Genomic DNA, 16,480 nt, shown 5'->3' on the forward strand with positions numbered 1-16,480 from the left:
AACAATGGGAACAAACATATTTAACAAAGAATATGTATTTTTAAATACTGAGGCTAAGTCTAAGGTTGAGGTTTTAAAATTTATAGCAAAGAAAGCTAAAGAATTAAATTTAACAGAAGATGAAAATCTAGTATATGAAGGTTTAATAGCTAGAGAAGAGCAATTTACTACAAATCTAGGAGAATCTATAGCAATACCTCATACTAAAAATGATGCAATTGAAAATCCAGCAGTAGTGGTACTAAAGTTTAATGATGATGTTGTTTGGAACGAAGGTGAGGACAATGTCAAATTGGCAATAAGTTTACTTATGCCAGGAAAAAGTAAAGAAAACATACACCTTAAATTATTATCATCTCTTTCAAGAAAATTAATAAATAAAGATTTTAAAGATTCTCTTTTAAAGAGTGATAATGTGGAAGAAATCGCTAATTTAATAAATGAAGCTTTAGGTTTATAGATAAATACTAAGGTTAAAATAAAAAAATAATTAAAGTAAATAGGAGGAATTTAAAATGAATAAAAAATTAGTAGCATTATGTGCTTGTCCAATGGGACTAGCTCACACTTTTATGGCAGCAGAAGCAATAGAGCAAGCTGCAAAGGCATTAGGTTATGAAGCAAAAGTTGAAACTCAAGGTGCAGATGGTGTGCAAAATGAATTAACAAGAGAAGACATATTAGGAGCAACTATGATAATACATGCAGTAGCAATAACACCAGAAGGTATGGAAAGATTTGATGGTTGTGAAGTTTATGAGGTTGAATTACAAGAAGCTATAAAGAATGCAGAAGGTGTTATAAAGGAAATAGAAGAGGATTTAGGAATATAATAAATTTACTGTGGAGGAAATAGAATGGCAATCAAGAAAAAAGTTATAAACAGTTCAGGTGCTTCTACAACAGGAGGCAATAACGCAGGAAAAACTACTCCATCTAATCCAACTCAATCAAAGGGAAATGGAAAGTGGAAAGAAGTTAGTAAACATATAATGACAGGTATATCGTATATGATACCAGTCTTAGTAATGGGTGGACTTATAGGAGCTTTATCTCAATTAATACCATATGCAATATTAGGACTTGACCCATCTGTAGGTATAGTTGATGCTATGAACTCAGGTGAATTTACAGGATTTAAGCTTAGTCTTTTAAACATGGCACAATTAATGTCAAACTTCGGATTTACTCTGTTTGGATTTGCAATACCACTATTTGCAGCATTCTGTGCAAATTCTATAGGTGGAAAAACAGCCTTAATCGCAGGATTTATAGGTGGATATGTAGCTAATAAACCTGTAGGGGTACCACAATTCGTAGATGGACAATGGACAGAAGTTGTACCAGTTGCATCAGGATTCTTAGGTGCAATATTAATAGCATTTATAATAGGATATTTTGTAAAATGGTTAAATAAATCTATAAAAGTTTCTCATAACTGGTTAGCTTTTAAAACAACATTTTTAATACCACTAATAGCATCATTAACTTGTATGGTATTGATGATATTTATAATAACTCCATTTGGTGGATTAATTAATGAAAGTATGAAAAACTTCTTAACAGCAGCAGGAGCAGCAGGAGAGTATGTATATGCAACAGCTTTAGCAGCAGCTACAGCATTTGACTTAGGTGGACCAATAAATAAAGCAGCAGGATTCGTTGCACTTGGTTTGACTACAGAAAATGTATTACCAATAACAGCAAGAACAATAGCTATAGTTGTTCCTCCAATTGGATTAGGACTTACAACTTTATTAGATAAAAGATTAGTAGGAAGAAGAGTATATGATAGACAATTCTATCAAGCAGGAAAAACTTCTATATTCCTATCATTTATGGGTATATCAGAGGGAGCGATACCATTTGCACTTGAGAGACCAGGTTTTGTTATACCTTTAAATATAGTAGGAAGTATAATAGGAGCTATTACAGGTATAATTTTAGGGGCAATTCAGTGGTTCCCAGAGTCGGCTATATGGGCATGGCCTTTAGTAGATAACTTATTTGGATATGTAATAGGTATAGCAGTTGGTGCTATATTCATAGCTGTAGGGAATGTATTTTACAGAAATAAATTAATAAAAGATGGTAAACTTGTTGTAGATTATATTGATTAATTTATAAATTTTACTATCTAGAATAACTTTGGCTGGTAATATTGATTGAAACAATATTACCAGCCTTACCTATATGACTAATTAAGGGTGGTGAAGATAAAATTATGAATAAAATAGAAAAAATAAGAAAGTATCTTAAAGAGTATAATATAGATGGAATTCTTATTAATAGTTCTACCAATAAGTTTTATATTGGAAATTTATTTAGTTCATCAGGTTATGTTTTTATAACGAAAGATAAACAATATATAATAGTAGATTTTAGGTACTTTGAAGAAGTTAAAAGAAAATCAGATTTATTTGATGTTATATTAATGGATAAAAATAGAACGTATTTTGACATAATTAATGATATTTGTAGAAATAAAAATATAAAAGAAATTGGCTTTGAAGGAAGTGAAGTATCTTTTGACTCATATAAAAGTATGAGTAACAAGTTAAATGTAACTTTAAAATCAGTTGATTTATCTACTCTAAGAAAAGAGAAAGATGAAGATGAAATAAAATATATAAAAAAAGCTTGTAAAATAGTAGATGCTACATTTTATCATATAATTGACTTTATAAAAGTTGGTATGAGTGAAATGCAAGTAGAAAATGAAATTGTACGATTTATAAAAGAATTAGGTGGACAAAAAGAGTCATTTGATACTATAGTTGCATCTGGTTTGAGAGGAGCCTTACCTCATGGAAAAGCAAGTGAAAAAATTATAGAGTATGGAGATTTTGTTACATTCGATTTTGGAGCAAAGTACAATAATTATTGTTCAGACATTACTAGAACTATTTGTATGGGAACTACAGATAAGGAGCTTGAAAAAATATATAATATAGTAAAGAAAGCTAATGAAGAGTGTATAAAGGTTTTAAAGTCAGGTATGACTACTGGTGAAATAGATAAGGTTGCAAGAGATATAATTGGTTCATATGGATATGGTGATAATTTTGGTCACAATTTGGGGCATGGAGTAGGTATTATGGTTCATGAGTATCCAGCATTAGCTCCAGAATCAAATGAAGTATTAAAAGAAGGTATGATTGTAACTATAGAGCCTGGTATATATGTACCAGAACTTGGAGGAGTAAGAATTGAAGATGATGTACTTATAACTCAAGATGGATGTATGAGACTTACTACATCTACCAAAGATTTAATAGTAATAAATTAAAAATAAATTATAGCTAAGTATTTTTATAATAATAAGAAAAGACGAGGTAAATTTAAATGTATAATTTTGATGATAGACCAGATAGAGTAAGTGAAAAGTGTAGAAAGTGGGACTTAAACATTATAAAAGATAAATTTGGAGATATTAAAGAAGATTTTGTGCCAATGTGGATTGCTGATATGGATTTTAAAATACCAACAGAAATAGAAAATAAATTTATTGAAGCTGTAAAAAGAGGTGTATTTGGATATACATACTGTTATGACGAATTTTATGATTCAGTTATTGGGTGGCAAAAAGATATGCATAAAGTAAATGTAGAGAGAGAATGGATTACATTGACTTATGGAACTGTGTCAACACTTCACTATGTAGTACAAGCTTTTTGTAAAAAAGGAGATAGTATAATATTAAATACACCAGTTTATGACCCATTTGAATCATCAGCTAAAAAGCAGGGTGTAAATGTAGTTTGTAATACATTAGATGTGATAAATGATAGATATTATATAAATTTTGATAGATTAGAATCTCAAATTAAAGAAAATAAACCTAAGCTAATGATGTTTTGTACACCACATAATCCATCAGGAAGAATTTGGTCAATTGAAGAAATGACGAAAGTAGCAATTATATGTAAAGAAAATAATGTTATTTTAGTTGCAGATGAAGTACATGCAGAGCATATTCATTATGGAGAATTTAATTCTATTCTTAAGCTTGAAAGGGAACTTTTAGAAAATATTATCCTATTGACATCACCAAATAAAGGTTTTAATCTTGGAGGATTAAAGACTTCTTATTCAATAGTCATAAATAAGGATATAAGAGATACTTTTAGAAATAAATTAAAACAAAATTCTATAACTTCTCCAAATGTGTTTGGAATAATAGGATTAATAACAGCTTATGATGAGTGTAGAGAGTGGTTAAGTGGTGTAAATAAATATATAAAATCAAATTATGAACTTTTAGAAACTTGGGTAAATAAATATAGTAAGATAAGATTGATGAAGATGGAATCATCTTACTTAGCTTGGATGGATATAAGTGGATTAGGTATAAGTGCAAGTGAGTTTACAGATAAGTTGGCTATAGATACAGGAGTATTGTTAGAAGATGGAAGTCATTTTGTAAAAGATGGTGAGAACTATGTTAGAATAAATTTAGGAACTCAAAAAGAAAACGTAATTGAAGCTTTAAATAGAATGGATTTGTTTGTAAAGTCACTATAAAAAGTTAGTTGTATTATTTATTGAAAATATAAAAATGTAGGTTGTTGTAGGGATATACTAAAAAACATCAAAAAATAAGGTTTATAGACAACAAGATGTAATTCAATTGTAAAAGTAAATATATTTAATGATAGGCATTTCTGATGAAATGTCTATTTTTATATATGTTTTGTAAAGTTTCCTTTACAAAAATAAAAGCAAGTGCTATATTATAGATGTAAAGGAAACTTTACAAAAAGGAGGAAATATTTTTGAAAAACCGTGTAGAAGATTTAAGAAAGAAAAAAGGTCTTAATCAAGAGGACTTTGCAAAAATTCTTAAGGTTTCAAGGCAGACGATTAGTTCTATTGAAAATGGAAAATATAATCCATCTTTAGAACTTGCATTTCAAATATCTGATTTTTTTGAAATGTCGATTGAAGAAATATTTTTATGGAAGGAGATATAGTTCATGGAAAAGAGAAATTTAAGAATAGGAATTGTATTTGTAGTTTTAGGTGTTACTTTCTTGTTTCTTTGTTTAATGACTGGTAATAAGTTAGGTTCTTTGTTTGCTGGATTAGCAGGAGGATTTGGATTTGGTGGAATTTCTGCAATTTATCGATATTTTTACTGGAATAAGCATAAAGAGGAATACAAAGAAAAGCTTGAAGCAGAAGACATCAATCTTCATGATGAAAGGAATGTTATGTATAGAGATAAAGCAGGAAGATATGCTTATATTGTGTGTATGATAATAATTCCTATATCTGCTTTTGTTTTCTCTGTACTACATGCCTTAGATATATACAACTCATTGGTAATCATTATATATCTATCTGTTTTATGGATTGTTTTGTATGTTGTAGGTGTTATTTATTATCGAAAGTTAAAGAATAATGGGTAGTGTTTTATATAAATTAAACTATAAATATGGTATATACATAAGTACAATTTGTTTTAGACTACTTAGTATATACCATATTTTATATAAAACTTAAATTTACATTAGTTATATTAGAGTTATTTAAATTTGTATGTATAAATTTGTATGCATAATAGATATAGTTATTATTTAAACTCACTATTTATTGAACTTTTCAATAGAAAAAGCCTTGTCTGTAAGTTTAAAATTATTTTGTATGCCATTAGTTAAATATACTTTTTTATCTTTGGTTATAAATATAGCATCTACATTATCAATACTATTAATTAAAACCATGCCTTTTTCAAGTCCAAGTCCAAATGTAGAAGTGGATAAAGCATCACAATTAATAGATTTATCAGATATTATTGTAACACTACTTAAGTTGTTCTCAAAAGGGTATCCTGTAAATGGATTTAACATATGGTGATATATTTTGCCATCTTTTTCTATAAATCTCTCATAAATTCCAGATGTAACAACAGATTTATTTGTAGTTTCTATATTTCCTATAGATTCTCCATTTTTGCTAGTTGGGTCTTGAATACCAATTTTAAAAGGTTTGTTATTTTTGCTATCTTCTAGAGTAAATATATTACCTCCCAAGTTTACTAAAGCTTTTTTTACACCTTCTGATTTCAAATAGCCTACGATTTTATCAGCAGCATATCCTTTAGCTATTGCCCCTAAATCAATTTTCATATCTTCTTTAGCTAATTTTATAGATTTATTTTTTTCATCTAATATAATATTTTTGTAATCAATGAGAGGAAGAAGTTCGTTTATCTCAGAGTCATTTGGGATTTTAGCCTTGTCTGTTCCAATTGCCCATAGATTGGATAGTGGACCAATTGTTATATCAAAGTATCCATTTGACAACTTAGAGTATTCTATAGCCTCTTGTACAACAAAAAATGTATCATCAGAAACTTTGACAAAATCTTTACCAGCATTATCATTTATTTTAGAAACATCGCTTCCTGGTATATGAGTACTCATCTTGTTATCAATATATCTTAAAATTGAATCACATTCATTTAAAATTTTATCACTTTTTGATTCTTTTGTATTAAATATAGTAACTTCATTTACTGTACCAAGGTAATAGCTTGTCTTACTATATTTAGTATTTTGACTTGAACTCCTAAAAAATGAAAATAAAATTAATGCTAAAATCAATATCACAAAAATAAATGTGATTTTTTTCTTATTCATGGTATATTCCTCCTATGAAATTGTGTTATTATCTTATTATAGCATAATTTCATAGGAGGACAAAAAATGAAGAAAAAAGACATTCTTCTTATTTTAGGTGTTTTGATTGTTATCACAGCATGTTATGGAATAATAACTGTTATAAATTCTAAAAATGCTGGAAGTATTGAAATTTATGTAGATAATAAATTGTATAAGACTGTTTCAATAAATGCCAAAGAAGAATTTAAAATAGAAAATAGAGGAGGGTACAATATAGTTAAAATTCACGACAAAGGTGTAGAGATAATAGATGCTTCATGTCCTGATAAGGTGTGTGTACATACAGGTTTTATAAACAAACCAAGCCAAAGTATAGTTTGTATACCTAACAGAGTGAGCATAAAAATAAATACTAATGAAAAAAATGACAATCAAGAGGATATAATTTCTAAATAAAACAATAAATAAAAATAGCTGAAAGGAATTGGTGATAACTATGGTTAATTTAGGAAACGATTGGAATGAATTATTAAAAGAAGAATTTGAAAAAGAATATTATTTAAATTTAAGAAAATTCCTTATAGATGAATATAAGACACGTCAAATTTTTCCTAATATGCATAACATATATGAAGCTTTAAAACACACTTCATATAAAGATACAAAAGTTTTAATACTAGGACAAGACCCCTACCATGGAGATAATCAAGCTCATGGTTTAGCTTTTTCAGTTCAACCACAAGTAAAAACTCCACCATCTCTATTAAATATGTACAAAGAGTTAAAAGAAGATTTAGGATGTTTTATACCTAATAATGGATACTTAATGCCTTGGGCAGACCAAGGTGTTTTACTTTTAAATACAGCACTTACTGTTAGAGCACATGAAGCTAATTCTCATAAAAATAAAGGGTGGGAAATTTTCACAGATAGAGTGATTTCTATTTTAAGTGACCGTGAAGACCCAGTAATTTTTGTATTGTGGGGAAGTAATGCACGTAAAAAAGTAGAATTGATTGATACAAGTAAGCATTATATTTTGGAAGCACCTCATCCAAGTCCATTATCAGCAAGTAAAGGTTTTTTTGGATGTAAGCACTTTTCCAAGATAAATGAAATTCTCGAAAAGCTAGGAAAAGAACCTATCAATTGGCAGATAGAAAATATATAAAGATAAAAGGTAACAAAACGATAACAAAACAACAATAAACAATGACATTGTTGTAACTAATAGAAATATGCTTTAATAGTTGAAAATACTATATATGCATATTTCTATTTTTTTGTCAAGTTGACAACTCTTGAAAAAATAGTTACAATTTAGTTACACAAAAAACAAAAAAGAAATTTACGAAGCAGAATATTACGAAGCAAAATATATAGTGTAAAAAATTTGAGGGAGGAAATTTTATATGAATTTAAAGAAATTGAGTAATGTTAAAGTCTCGGCAATGGCGGTTGTTTTATCAGTTGGAATTTTATCAGGATACTCTGCACTTAATAAACAAGTAACATTGGTAGTAAAAGGAGAAGAGAGAACTGTATCTACATTTAGCTCTAATGTAGGAGACCTTTTGGAAGCTCAAAACATTAGCTATGATGGAAATGATATAGTTAGTTTGGATGTAAATTCAAAGTTATCTAATGGAGATAAAATAGAAGTAATTGATGTTAAGGAAAAAACAGTTGTAGAGACTAAAGACATTCCATTTGAAGTTACAGTTGTTGAAGATAGCTCTTTGTCAAAAGGAGATTCTAAAGTTAAAGAAGAAGGAAAATCTGGTAAAAGTGAATTAGTATATAAAGAAACTTATCACAATGGTAAGAAAGTAGAAAAGGAATTTGTGAAAAAAGTTGTTACATCTGAGCCAGTTAATAAAGTTGTAAATAAAGGAACAAAAGTAGAAATGCAAGTAGCTTCATCAAGGGGAGAAAGTTCAAGAAGGATGGCTTCATCTTCTTCAAGTAGCAGTAGTAGTAACAATGGTAGAAGTATGAGAGTTGTAGCAACTGCATATTCTGGTCATAGTATAACTGCAACAGGAACAAAGCCTAAGTGGGGAACAATAGCTGTAGACCCTAAGGTTATACCATATGGAACGAAAGTATATATACCTCAATTTGATATGGTATTTACTGCTGAAGACTGTGGTGGTGCAATAAAAGGAAATAAAATTGATATATTTATGAATGATTCAAAAACAGTTTATAACTGGGGAAGAAAAACTATAGATATACGTATATTAAAATAATTAAATAATTTGTATTTATACTGGAAATTATATTTTGATTAAATAGAGGAAAAATTCTTTATAGATAATTAAAATATGGTTTCCAGTTTTTAAGTCTATAAATATAATAAGCAGATATATAAATATTAATTGTTATAGATAAAGACTATTTAAAATATGATTTACTATCAAATTAATCTATAAAAATTGTTGCAAAGAGTCAAAATATATGATATTATAGATTTCGTTGAGAAACGTTTCATTATGGGAGTGGATGGGTGCCGGTGTGCCCTCTAGTCTTCAAAACTAGTATGAGGGGTTAAGAGCCTCTTAGGTGGGTTCGATTCCCACGCATTCCCGCCAGTATAAAGGGTATCTTTTAATATTAAAAGATACCCTTTTGAATTTAAAAATTATTTTGAGATAATTTACTTTTAGTGATATATTTTTAGTGACATATAATATTTAGTATTATATAATGGAAATTATCTAATACTAATATTATGTATATAAAAGTCTAGGAGAGTGGAAAATGGAAAATAACTTTACAACGAGAACTAGTTTTCTAGTTGGAGATGATGGGATAGAAAAACTTAAAAATTCAAATGTAATAGTATTTGGAGTTGGAGGAGTAGGTAGTTTTACTGTTGAAGCTTTAGCAAGAGCTGGAGTGGGTAATCTCACTATTGTCGATTTTGATGATGTAGATATAACAAATATAAATAGACAAATACCAGCACTACATTCAACTGTGGGAAAATATAAAGTTGATGTTATGGAAGAAAGGATTTTAGATATAAATCCTAATATTAATATAAAAAAAATAAGAAATCTTTATAATAAAGATACTAGCAGTGAAATATTAATTGAAAAATATGATTATGTTGTGGATGCAATAGATATGGTAAGCTCAAAGATACATTTAATTGAAACATGTGAAAAAAAAGGTTTAAAAATAATAAGCTCTATGGGGATGGGAAATAAATTAGACCCAACTAAAATAGTTGTTACTGATATACACAAAACAAGTACTTGTCCTCTAGCTAAAGTCATGAGAAAAGAGCTTAGAGACAGAGGAATTAAAAAATTAAAGGTAGTATATTCAACTGAACAACCAATAGAACTTAAAAAGAAAGTTATTAATGGTAAAAAGGTAACACCAGGTAGTGTATCATTTGTGCCATCTGTTGGAGGATTAGTAATTGCATCTGTAATAGTTAATGAATTATTAGGGGAATAAATGTTAAATGTTTTATTTATAAATTTTATAGACACATTTTAAAGGCTAAAAGCATCAATATAAAACCATTTTATGTTGATGCTTTTAGCCTAGTTCTGTTATGTAGTTACAGTTTTATTTCTTATGTTAAGTGTCTATTTTATATTTGTGTTTTGTAAATATCATTTTACCATCACTATAAAAAACAATATCACCTATTTTATCTGTCCTATAAATTGATATATTGTTTTGTTTTAAATTATTGATAACTTCTTTATGAGGATGACCGTATTGATTTTTATATCCACATGATATTGCGGCTATATCTGGATGAATTTTTTCAATAAATTCTGACGTAGTTGATGAATTGCTTCCATGATGACCTATTTTTATAAAATTGATATTATCTAATTTAAAATAATGTAAAATTTCTTTTTCAATTGGTTCTTCAGCATCGCCCATAAATAAAAATGAGGTGTCATTAAAGTTTAATTTAAAAACTATTGAATTTAAATTAGATTCTTCTTGTATATATGAAGGACTTAATACATATATATTTATATTGTTATCAATATTTAAAACATCATCTCTGTATAGATACTGAATAGATAGGTTTTTATCATTACAAGAACTTATTAGGTTTTGATAAGCTTCACTTTCTGTTGATTGTTCAGGCATATAGATGGAGTTTACATTAAATTTTTTTATGACATTATCAAGACTACCTATATGGTCGGAATCTGGGTGTGTGGCTATTATTATATCGATGGTTTTTATTCTTTTTTGTTTCAAGTAACTAGTAACTATATTTCCACTATCTTCATCACCTCCATCAATTAATATATTTTTCTTTGTAGGTGTTTGTACTAAAAGACTATCACCTTGTCCAACATCTATCATATGTATAGATAGTAGAGATTTTTTGTCACAACCACTTAAAAGTGATATTATAATAAGTGTTAATAAAAAAATTTTATTTCTCAATAAAAAATCACTCCAGTCATTACATGTTTATATAATTTTATGATGGGTAATATAAGATATATGGGAACTATCCTATTTTATATTTTAGACAATATAAGTGAAATTAATACCATAACTAAATTGGAGTTTTTATAGATACAAAATAAAATTTTAAAAAATTAAGCAATAAAAAGGTAGGAGGATTTTATGTTTTTCAAAGATATTGAACTAAATTCAAAAAAGGAGCTAGACCCTTATTTTGATTTAGTAGATTATGAAGCTTGTGAGTACTGTTTTAGTACTTTATATATGTGGCAACATGTTTATAAGACAGGATATTATATAGGTGAAGATTTTGCTGTTTTAGTTGGTGAATACGAAGGAGATAGTTTCTCAATATTACCACTTGCTAAAAAAGACAAACTTCCAGAAGTTGTAGATTTTGTACTTGAGTATTTTTCACATAACAACAAAAAAATATACTTAAGAGGTATTACTACTGAAGTGGTAGAATTTCTAAAAGAAAAATACCCAAATAGATTTGAGTATATAGAAGAAAGAGATTTATTTGACTATATCTATGATGCAGAAAGTTTAAGAACATTAGCTGGAAAAAAGAATCAAAAGAAGAGAAATCACATTAATTATTTCTTAAAAGAATATGCAGGTAGATATGAAGCAAGATTATTAGATAAAGAAAACTTCAATGAATGTTTAGTATTAATGAAAGAATGGGAAAGTAACAAAGAAGAAAATAACGAATTTGATGAAAGCATGGATGATGAATTGGTTGGTATCAAAAAGATATTTAACAATTACGATATTTTAAAAGATAAAGTAAAAGTGTTTGGTGTATATGTGGATGGAAAATTAGAAGCATTTAGTATCGGAGAGCTTTTAAATAAAAACATGGCATTAATTCATATAGAAAAAGCCAATCCTGATATAAGAGGCTTATATCCATTTATAAACCAACAATTTTTAGTAAGTGAATTTGAAGATGTTGAATTTGTAAATAGAGAAGAAGACTTAGGTATTGAAGGTCTGAGAAAAGCTAAACTTTCTTACCACCCTTGTAGATTTGTTGAAAAGTACAGTGTTAGGGAGGCTTAATAAACTATATGGAGATTAGGTATGCTAAAGACGAAGAAATAGAAAGTATAAAAGAAATATGGAGTTATTGCTTTAATGACAGTGAAAGTTTCATGAAATACTATTTTAATGATAAATATAAATATGAAAATACTGTAATAGCTTTAGATGAAGGAAAAATTGTTTCCTCTCTTCAGCTAAACCAGTATAAATTAAGCTTAAATAGTAAGGTATACAATACATCGTATGTAGTAGGGGTTTCTACACTTCCTGAGGGGAGAGGAACTGGTTATATGAGTAAAGTTATTAAATTTACTTTAAATGAGTTGTATAAGAAAGGACAACTAGTATCTATATTAATGCCAATTGACTATAGACTTTATAGAAGATTTGGATATGAGCATTGTTATGACCAAATTGAATATACTATCAAAACAGATGATTTAAAAAATTTCAAGGCAAATGGAAAAATGATAAAAGCTGATTTATCACAAATTGATGATTTAATTAAAATAGATAAAGTATTTTTAAATGAGGTTAATGGTAATGTGTTAAAAGATGAACATTATTATGAAAACTTATTTAAAGAAATCCAAAGTGAAGACGGACATTTATATATCCATGAAGGTAATGAAAAAGATGGATATATAATTTATTTTCTTCAAGGAGATAAAATGTTTGTCAGAGAGCTATTTTATAAAAACATAGATGCTCTTAAATCAATGCTTAAATTTATATATAATCACAATACTCAATGTAAGATAGCTTCTATAGCTACTCCTACAATAGATAAGATAAGGTTTATATTAGACAACCCTAAAGATTGTGAGATAAAAATAAAACCTTTTATGATGGGAAGAGTTATAAATGTAAAGCAATTTATTGAAGATATAGATATAGATAAGGATATTAATAGCTCTATAAAATTATATATAGAAGATAAATTTATAGAAGAAAATAATGGACTATTCAAAGTCTCTATACAAAATAAGAAAGTAATAGTGGAAAAATTAAATAAAGAATGCACAGAAGGGCTTCAAGAGTGTTTTGATATTAAATTAGATATAAATGCTTTAACACAATTGGCATTTTCTTATACAGACGTTGAAGAAGCACTTTTATTAAATAATATAGAAGGTATTTCAAAAGAAACAATAGAAATACTTAATTGCATTTTTTCTAAAAAAGACAATTATATAAATGAATATATATAGAAGTGAAAATACGTCAAAAGATTTTAGTAAATCTTTTGACGTATTCTTTTGTTTATAGAATAATTTCTTTTGTTTAAAAAATATTTATTTGAAAATAATCTAAATAATATGTTTTATAGAGGAGTGATTATGATTCAAATAAGAAGACCTTTACTAATTATATTAATATTTGTGATAGCTGTATCTTTTATTATCACAAATAAGAAGAAAGAGGATGAAAAATTTAATGATAAGATAATAACCATACAAGGAACAGTCAAAGGAAGATTTGAAAAGCCTAGATATAATCAGTATAAAGTAGGAGCTTTCCTAATAAATGATTACACAAGAACTAAAAATTTGAAAATTGGTCAGAAAGTTAATGTTACAGGTAAATTTAAAAGTTTAGGTAAAATGAAATATGAAGATTTTGATTATGGAAGATATATAAAAAGTACTGGATATAAAGGTATAATATATATAAATAGTTATAAAATTATTGGTAAAAATAAAATATATGACTTAATAGGTAAAATAAAGCTTTACATAAATAAAACTTATAGATATTTATATAAGAAAAATTCAGATTTTATAAATTCTATATTGTTAGCAGAGGTTGAAAATTTGACAGATGAACAAAAAGAAATGTTCACTAGGACAGGAACTAGTCATGTAATATCTATATCTGGTCTTCATACAGGCATACTATGTGTTGTAATTGCTTTTTTATTAAGAGGTATAAATAAATTGTATAAATTATTAATATTGTCGATTTTTATATCTTTATATTGTATAATGGTAGGTGCGTCTCCATCTATAATTAGGTCTATAGCATTTGTTATGGTTTTCTATTTATCAGTCTTTATTAATAGAAAAAAGGATGGAATATCAACACTGTCTCTAATAGGGATAGTTTTAATTATAAATAACCCCTATGTTATATATAATGTAAGTTTTCAATTATCTTTTTTAGCTACATTCTCTATACTAATATTTTACAATAAAATAAATAGTATTATAAAATTAAGTATGGTATCATTGACAATATCGTCAAATATATTAACCTTGCCTATAATATATTATACATTTAAAGGTATACCATTGGTTTCAATCATAGGAAATTTAATCATAGTACCATTTATAGGTATAATAATGTATTTGAGTATTGCAAGTTTAATAATATTTAAAATAAGTGTAGTAATAGCTAAAATAATAGCTTTATTCAACAGCACATTGATAGAAATCATATTTTTTTTACTAGAGAAACTCAGCAATTTAAATTTTGCATATATTGATATAGATAACCCTAAACTTTATATTGTAGTGATTTATTACATAGGAGTATTTTTTTACATATTTTACATAGAAGGAAAAGAGATAAAGGAGCAAGAAAATGGATTACAAGGATATTATAAGGAATATAAAAGATAAAAAACTTGAGAAAATGTATCTTTTTTATGGCAGAGAGTATTATTTAATAGAAAATGCAATAAAAGTCTTTAAAGAGAATTTAAACGAAGGAATGCTCGATTTTAACTTAGATATAATAGATGGAAAGGAAATAGTCTTAAATCAGCTTATAAGCTCTATAGAGACACTTCCTTTTATGGATGATAGAAAAATAGTAATAGTAAAAGACTTTGAGTTACTAAAAGGAAAGAAAAAGAATTTTACAGATAGCGACGAAAAATACTTGATAGAGCATTTAGATAATACTCCAGACACTACCACTATAGTTTTTGTTGTATACGGAGATATTGACAAAAGAAAATCTTTAGTTAAAAAGATAGGTAATAATGGAATTGTTTTTAATTGTGACAAGCTTTCTGATATGGACTTATTTAAGTGGATAAAAAAATCTTTTGCTCTAAATGAAGTTATAATAGAAAACTCTCAAATAATGTATTTTATTGAACAAGAAGGATATAGAGATAAAAGTAGTGAAAAGACTTTATCAGACTTAGAAAACGAGATAAATAAAATTAGTTCATTTGTTGGAAAGGGAAATAGTGTAACTAATGATGTAATAGATAAATTATCTCCTAAAAAGGTTGAAAATGATATATTTAAGTTAATTGATTATATTGGAGAGCAAAGTGCTTCTAATGCAATGAAAATATTGAATGATATGATACAAGAAGGCGAATCTGTTTTAGGTATATTTTCTATGATAGCTAGACAATTTAAAATAGTTATGCAAGTAAGACAATTACAACTAGAGGGATACTCAGCAAAACTTATAGCAGATAAATTAAAAATGCATCAATTTGTAATAGGAAAAGCATTAAAACAGACTAAAAACTTCTCTGATGATATAATCATAGAAATTTTAAACTATATATTAGAAAGCGATTATAAAATAAAAACAGGACTTATAAGGGATACTTTAGCAGTAGAAATGTTGGTTAGTAGATACTGTAAAAGGCAAGCAATGTAAAAAACTTATATATTAATAAAAAATAAATAGCAAGATATGTTATAGTTCAAAATACAAGTAGGCTAAATTGAGTCTAAGAGTATATAATCCACTATAATATGTCTAACTATTTATTTTTTATTGTATAAATTTCCAAAATAAAAAACCCCTACATAGGGGTTATTATATATAAGAAATATAAACTGGTAATTAAGCGTTCATACCGTTTAACTTTTGAGCTAATTTAGCTACTTTTCTAGCTGCAGCATTCTTATGTATAGTTCCTTTAGAAGCTACTTGGTATATTCTCTTTTGAGCATATTGGAACTTAACAACAGCATCCTCTCTGTTTCCAGCTGCAACAGCATCTTCGAATCTTCTTATTGCAGTTTTTATTTGAGATTTTCTAACTCTATTTAAAGCAGTTTTCTTTTCGATAACACTTATTCTTTTCTTAGCTGATTTTATATTTGCCACCGTGTTCACCTCCCTGTATTTTTTTCTCATATTCATCGTCAACATATTAGATTTTAACAGAAATAAATCTAAAAATCAAGGATTATTATTTATATATTTTAATAATGTTTTTTATTTTGATTTTTTAGACTATAGATTGTGTATAAATAATTTGCAATATCTTGTTTTTAGGTTGGTATATTTTGTGTTTTAAATATTTTAATATATAAATTAATATTTCATTTTTGTAACAAATATTTTGAGATAATACAAACTATTTACAT

18 protein-coding genes and 1 tRNA gene are annotated in these 16,480 nt (G+C 27.1%); 16 read left to right on the top strand and 3 right to left on the bottom strand.

Features of this window, described 5'->3' with window-relative positions; genetic code table 11:
• The first annotated feature begins 4 nt into the window (after nucleotides 1-4).
• The 7 genes from KGF52_RS09340 (at nucleotide 5) to KGF52_RS09370 (ending at nucleotide 5,411) form a co-directional block, all read left to right on the top strand.
• Nucleotides 5-460 (top strand): PTS sugar transporter subunit IIA, encoded by a 456-nt coding sequence (locus KGF52_RS09340; protein ID WP_227828180.1) that lies wholly within the window; start codon nucleotides 5-7, stop codon nucleotides 458-460.
• Nucleotides 461-515: 55 nt separating this feature from the next.
• Nucleotides 516-833 (top strand): PTS fructose transporter subunit IIB, encoded by a 318-nt coding sequence (locus KGF52_RS09345; RefSeq protein ID WP_227432546.1) that lies wholly within the window; start codon nucleotides 516-518, stop codon nucleotides 831-833.
• Between the two features lie 24 nt (nucleotides 834-857).
• On the top strand, nucleotides 858-2,120 hold the full coding sequence (locus KGF52_RS09350; protein WP_227839974.1) for a PTS fructose transporter subunit IIC: 1,263 nt from the start codon (nucleotides 858-860) through the stop codon (nucleotides 2,118-2,120).
• Nucleotides 2,121-2,224: 104 nt separating this feature from the next.
• Nucleotides 2,225-3,289: an aminopeptidase P family protein gene (locus KGF52_RS09355; RefSeq protein WP_227839976.1), complete on the top strand. Its 1,065-nt coding sequence runs from the start codon at nucleotides 2,225-2,227 to the stop codon at nucleotides 3,287-3,289.
• A gap of 56 nt (nucleotides 3,290-3,345) precedes the next feature.
• Complete coding sequence (locus KGF52_RS09360; RefSeq protein WP_227839979.1) at nucleotides 3,346-4,524, top strand: aminotransferase class I/II-fold pyridoxal phosphate-dependent enzyme; 1,179 nt, start codon at nucleotides 3,346-3,348, stop codon at nucleotides 4,522-4,524.
• A gap of 251 nt (nucleotides 4,525-4,775) precedes the next feature.
• Nucleotides 4,776-4,973 carry a helix-turn-helix transcriptional regulator gene (locus tag KGF52_RS09365; protein WP_227828184.1) on the top strand — a complete coding sequence of 66 codons (198 nt, stop codon included), beginning with the start codon at nucleotides 4,776-4,778 and terminating at the stop codon, nucleotides 4,971-4,973.
• 3 nt (nucleotides 4,974-4,976) lie between these two features.
• On the top strand, nucleotides 4,977-5,411 hold the full coding sequence (locus tag KGF52_RS09370) for a tellurium resistance protein TerC (RefSeq protein WP_227828185.1): 435 nt from the start codon (nucleotides 4,977-4,979) through the stop codon (nucleotides 5,409-5,411).
• 177 nt (nucleotides 5,412-5,588) lie between these two features.
• Here the strand turns inward: KGF52_RS09370 and KGF52_RS09375 are convergent, their stop codons facing one another.
• A complete protein-coding gene (locus tag KGF52_RS09375) occupies nucleotides 5,589-6,644 on the bottom strand; it encodes an FAD:protein FMN transferase (protein ID WP_227839980.1) in 1,056 nt (351 codons plus the stop codon).
• 66 nt (nucleotides 6,645-6,710) lie between these two features.
• Here KGF52_RS09375 and KGF52_RS09380 point away from each other — a divergent pair, with 66 nt between their 5' ends.
• The 5 genes from KGF52_RS09380 (at nucleotide 6,711) to KGF52_RS09400 (ending at nucleotide 10,097) form a co-directional block, all read left to right on the top strand.
• Nucleotides 6,711-7,082 (top strand): NusG domain II-containing protein, encoded by a 372-nt coding sequence (locus KGF52_RS09380; RefSeq protein ID WP_227828187.1) that lies wholly within the window; start codon nucleotides 6,711-6,713, stop codon nucleotides 7,080-7,082.
• Between the two features lie 40 nt (nucleotides 7,083-7,122).
• Nucleotides 7,123-7,797 (top strand): uracil-DNA glycosylase, encoded by a 675-nt coding sequence (locus tag KGF52_RS09385; protein WP_227432554.1) that lies wholly within the window; start codon nucleotides 7,123-7,125, stop codon nucleotides 7,795-7,797.
• A 241-nt stretch (nucleotides 7,798-8,038) separates the two neighbouring features.
• Entirely contained in the window at nucleotides 8,039-8,878 is an 840-nt protein-coding gene (locus KGF52_RS09390) for a 3D domain-containing protein (protein ID WP_227839981.1), read from the top strand.
• A gap of 245 nt (nucleotides 8,879-9,123) precedes the next feature.
• Nucleotides 9,124-9,220: transfer RNA gene (locus KGF52_RS09395), tRNA-Sec, on the top strand.
• A 169-nt stretch (nucleotides 9,221-9,389) separates the two neighbouring features.
• A complete protein-coding gene (locus KGF52_RS09400; RefSeq protein ID WP_227839982.1) occupies nucleotides 9,390-10,097 on the top strand; it encodes a tRNA threonylcarbamoyladenosine dehydratase in 708 nt (235 codons plus the stop codon).
• A 126-nt stretch (nucleotides 10,098-10,223) separates the two neighbouring features.
• Here KGF52_RS09400 and KGF52_RS09405 read toward each other — a convergent pair whose 3' ends face one another.
• Nucleotides 10,224-11,060 carry a ComEC/Rec2 family competence protein gene (locus tag KGF52_RS09405; protein ID WP_227839984.1) on the bottom strand — a complete coding sequence of 279 codons (837 nt, stop codon included), beginning with the start codon at nucleotides 11,058-11,060 and terminating at the stop codon, nucleotides 10,224-10,226.
• A 186-nt stretch (nucleotides 11,061-11,246) separates the two neighbouring features.
• Here KGF52_RS09405 and KGF52_RS09410 point away from each other — a divergent pair, with 186 nt between their 5' ends.
• The 4 genes from KGF52_RS09410 (at nucleotide 11,247) to holA (ending at nucleotide 15,761) form a co-directional block, all read left to right on the top strand.
• The gene (locus tag KGF52_RS09410) at nucleotides 11,247-12,152 is read left to right on the top strand and encodes a DUF2156 domain-containing protein (RefSeq protein WP_227828192.1); all 906 of its coding nucleotides are present in this window, start codon (nucleotides 11,247-11,249) and stop codon (nucleotides 12,150-12,152) included.
• Nucleotides 12,153-12,160: 8 nt separating this feature from the next.
• Nucleotides 12,161-13,345, top strand: coding sequence for a GNAT family N-acetyltransferase (eis, locus tag KGF52_RS09415; RefSeq protein ID WP_227828193.1), 1,185 nt, complete (start codon nucleotides 12,161-12,163; stop codon nucleotides 13,343-13,345).
• A 129-nt stretch (nucleotides 13,346-13,474) separates the two neighbouring features.
• Nucleotides 13,475-14,755 carry a ComEC/Rec2 family competence protein gene (locus tag KGF52_RS09420; protein WP_227839985.1) on the top strand — a complete coding sequence of 427 codons (1,281 nt, stop codon included), beginning with the start codon at nucleotides 13,475-13,477 and terminating at the stop codon, nucleotides 14,753-14,755.
• A complete protein-coding gene (holA, locus tag KGF52_RS09425) occupies nucleotides 14,718-15,761 on the top strand; it encodes a DNA polymerase III subunit delta (protein ID WP_227828195.1) in 1,044 nt (347 codons plus the stop codon). The genes KGF52_RS09420 and holA overlap by 38 nt, the downstream gene beginning before the upstream one ends.
• A 189-nt stretch (nucleotides 15,762-15,950) precedes the next feature.
• Here the strand turns inward: holA and rpsT are convergent, their stop codons facing one another.
• A complete protein-coding gene (gene rpsT / locus KGF52_RS09430; protein WP_227432754.1) occupies nucleotides 15,951-16,217 on the bottom strand; it encodes a 30S ribosomal protein S20 in 267 nt (88 codons plus the stop codon).
• Nucleotides 16,218-16,480 lie beyond the last annotated feature (263 nt).

The sequence above is a fragment of the Clostridioides sp. ZZV15-6597 genome, assembly GCF_020657815.1.
Taxonomy (GTDB): domain Bacteria; phylum Bacillota; class Clostridia; order Peptostreptococcales; family Peptostreptococcaceae; genus Clostridioides.

Coding starts and splice junctions, on each gene's coding strand:
- KGF52_RS09340 (WP_227828180.1), top strand. CDS start 5: ATGGGAACAAACATATTTAACAAAGAATATGTATTTTTAAATACTGAG.
- KGF52_RS09345 (WP_227432546.1), top strand. CDS start 516: ATGAATAAAAAATTAGTAGCATTATGTGCTTGTCCAATGGGACTAGCT.
- KGF52_RS09350 (WP_227839974.1), top strand. CDS start 858: ATGGCAATCAAGAAAAAAGTTATAAACAGTTCAGGTGCTTCTACAACA.
- KGF52_RS09355 (WP_227839976.1), top strand. CDS start 2,225: ATGAATAAAATAGAAAAAATAAGAAAGTATCTTAAAGAGTATAATATA.
- KGF52_RS09360 (WP_227839979.1), top strand. CDS start 3,346: ATGTATAATTTTGATGATAGACCAGATAGAGTAAGTGAAAAGTGTAGA.
- KGF52_RS09370 (WP_227828185.1), top strand. CDS start 4,977: ATGGAAAAGAGAAATTTAAGAATAGGAATTGTATTTGTAGTTTTAGGT.
- KGF52_RS09375 (WP_227839980.1), bottom strand. CDS start 6,644: ATGAATAAGAAAAAAATCACATTTATTTTTGTGATATTGATTTTAGCA.
- KGF52_RS09380 (WP_227828187.1), top strand. CDS start 6,711: ATGAAGAAAAAAGACATTCTTCTTATTTTAGGTGTTTTGATTGTTATC.
- KGF52_RS09385 (WP_227432554.1), top strand. CDS start 7,123: ATGGTTAATTTAGGAAACGATTGGAATGAATTATTAAAAGAAGAATTT.
- KGF52_RS09390 (WP_227839981.1), top strand. CDS start 8,039: ATGAATTTAAAGAAATTGAGTAATGTTAAAGTCTCGGCAATGGCGGTT.
- KGF52_RS09400 (WP_227839982.1), top strand. CDS start 9,390: ATGGAAAATAACTTTACAACGAGAACTAGTTTTCTAGTTGGAGATGAT.
- KGF52_RS09410 (WP_227828192.1), top strand. CDS start 11,247: ATGTTTTTCAAAGATATTGAACTAAATTCAAAAAAGGAGCTAGACCCT.
- eis (WP_227828193.1), top strand. CDS start 12,161: ATGGAGATTAGGTATGCTAAAGACGAAGAAATAGAAAGTATAAAAGAA.
- KGF52_RS09420 (WP_227839985.1), top strand. CDS start 13,475: ATGATTCAAATAAGAAGACCTTTACTAATTATATTAATATTTGTGATA.
- holA (WP_227828195.1), top strand. CDS start 14,718: ATGGATTACAAGGATATTATAAGGAATATAAAAGATAAAAAACTTGAG.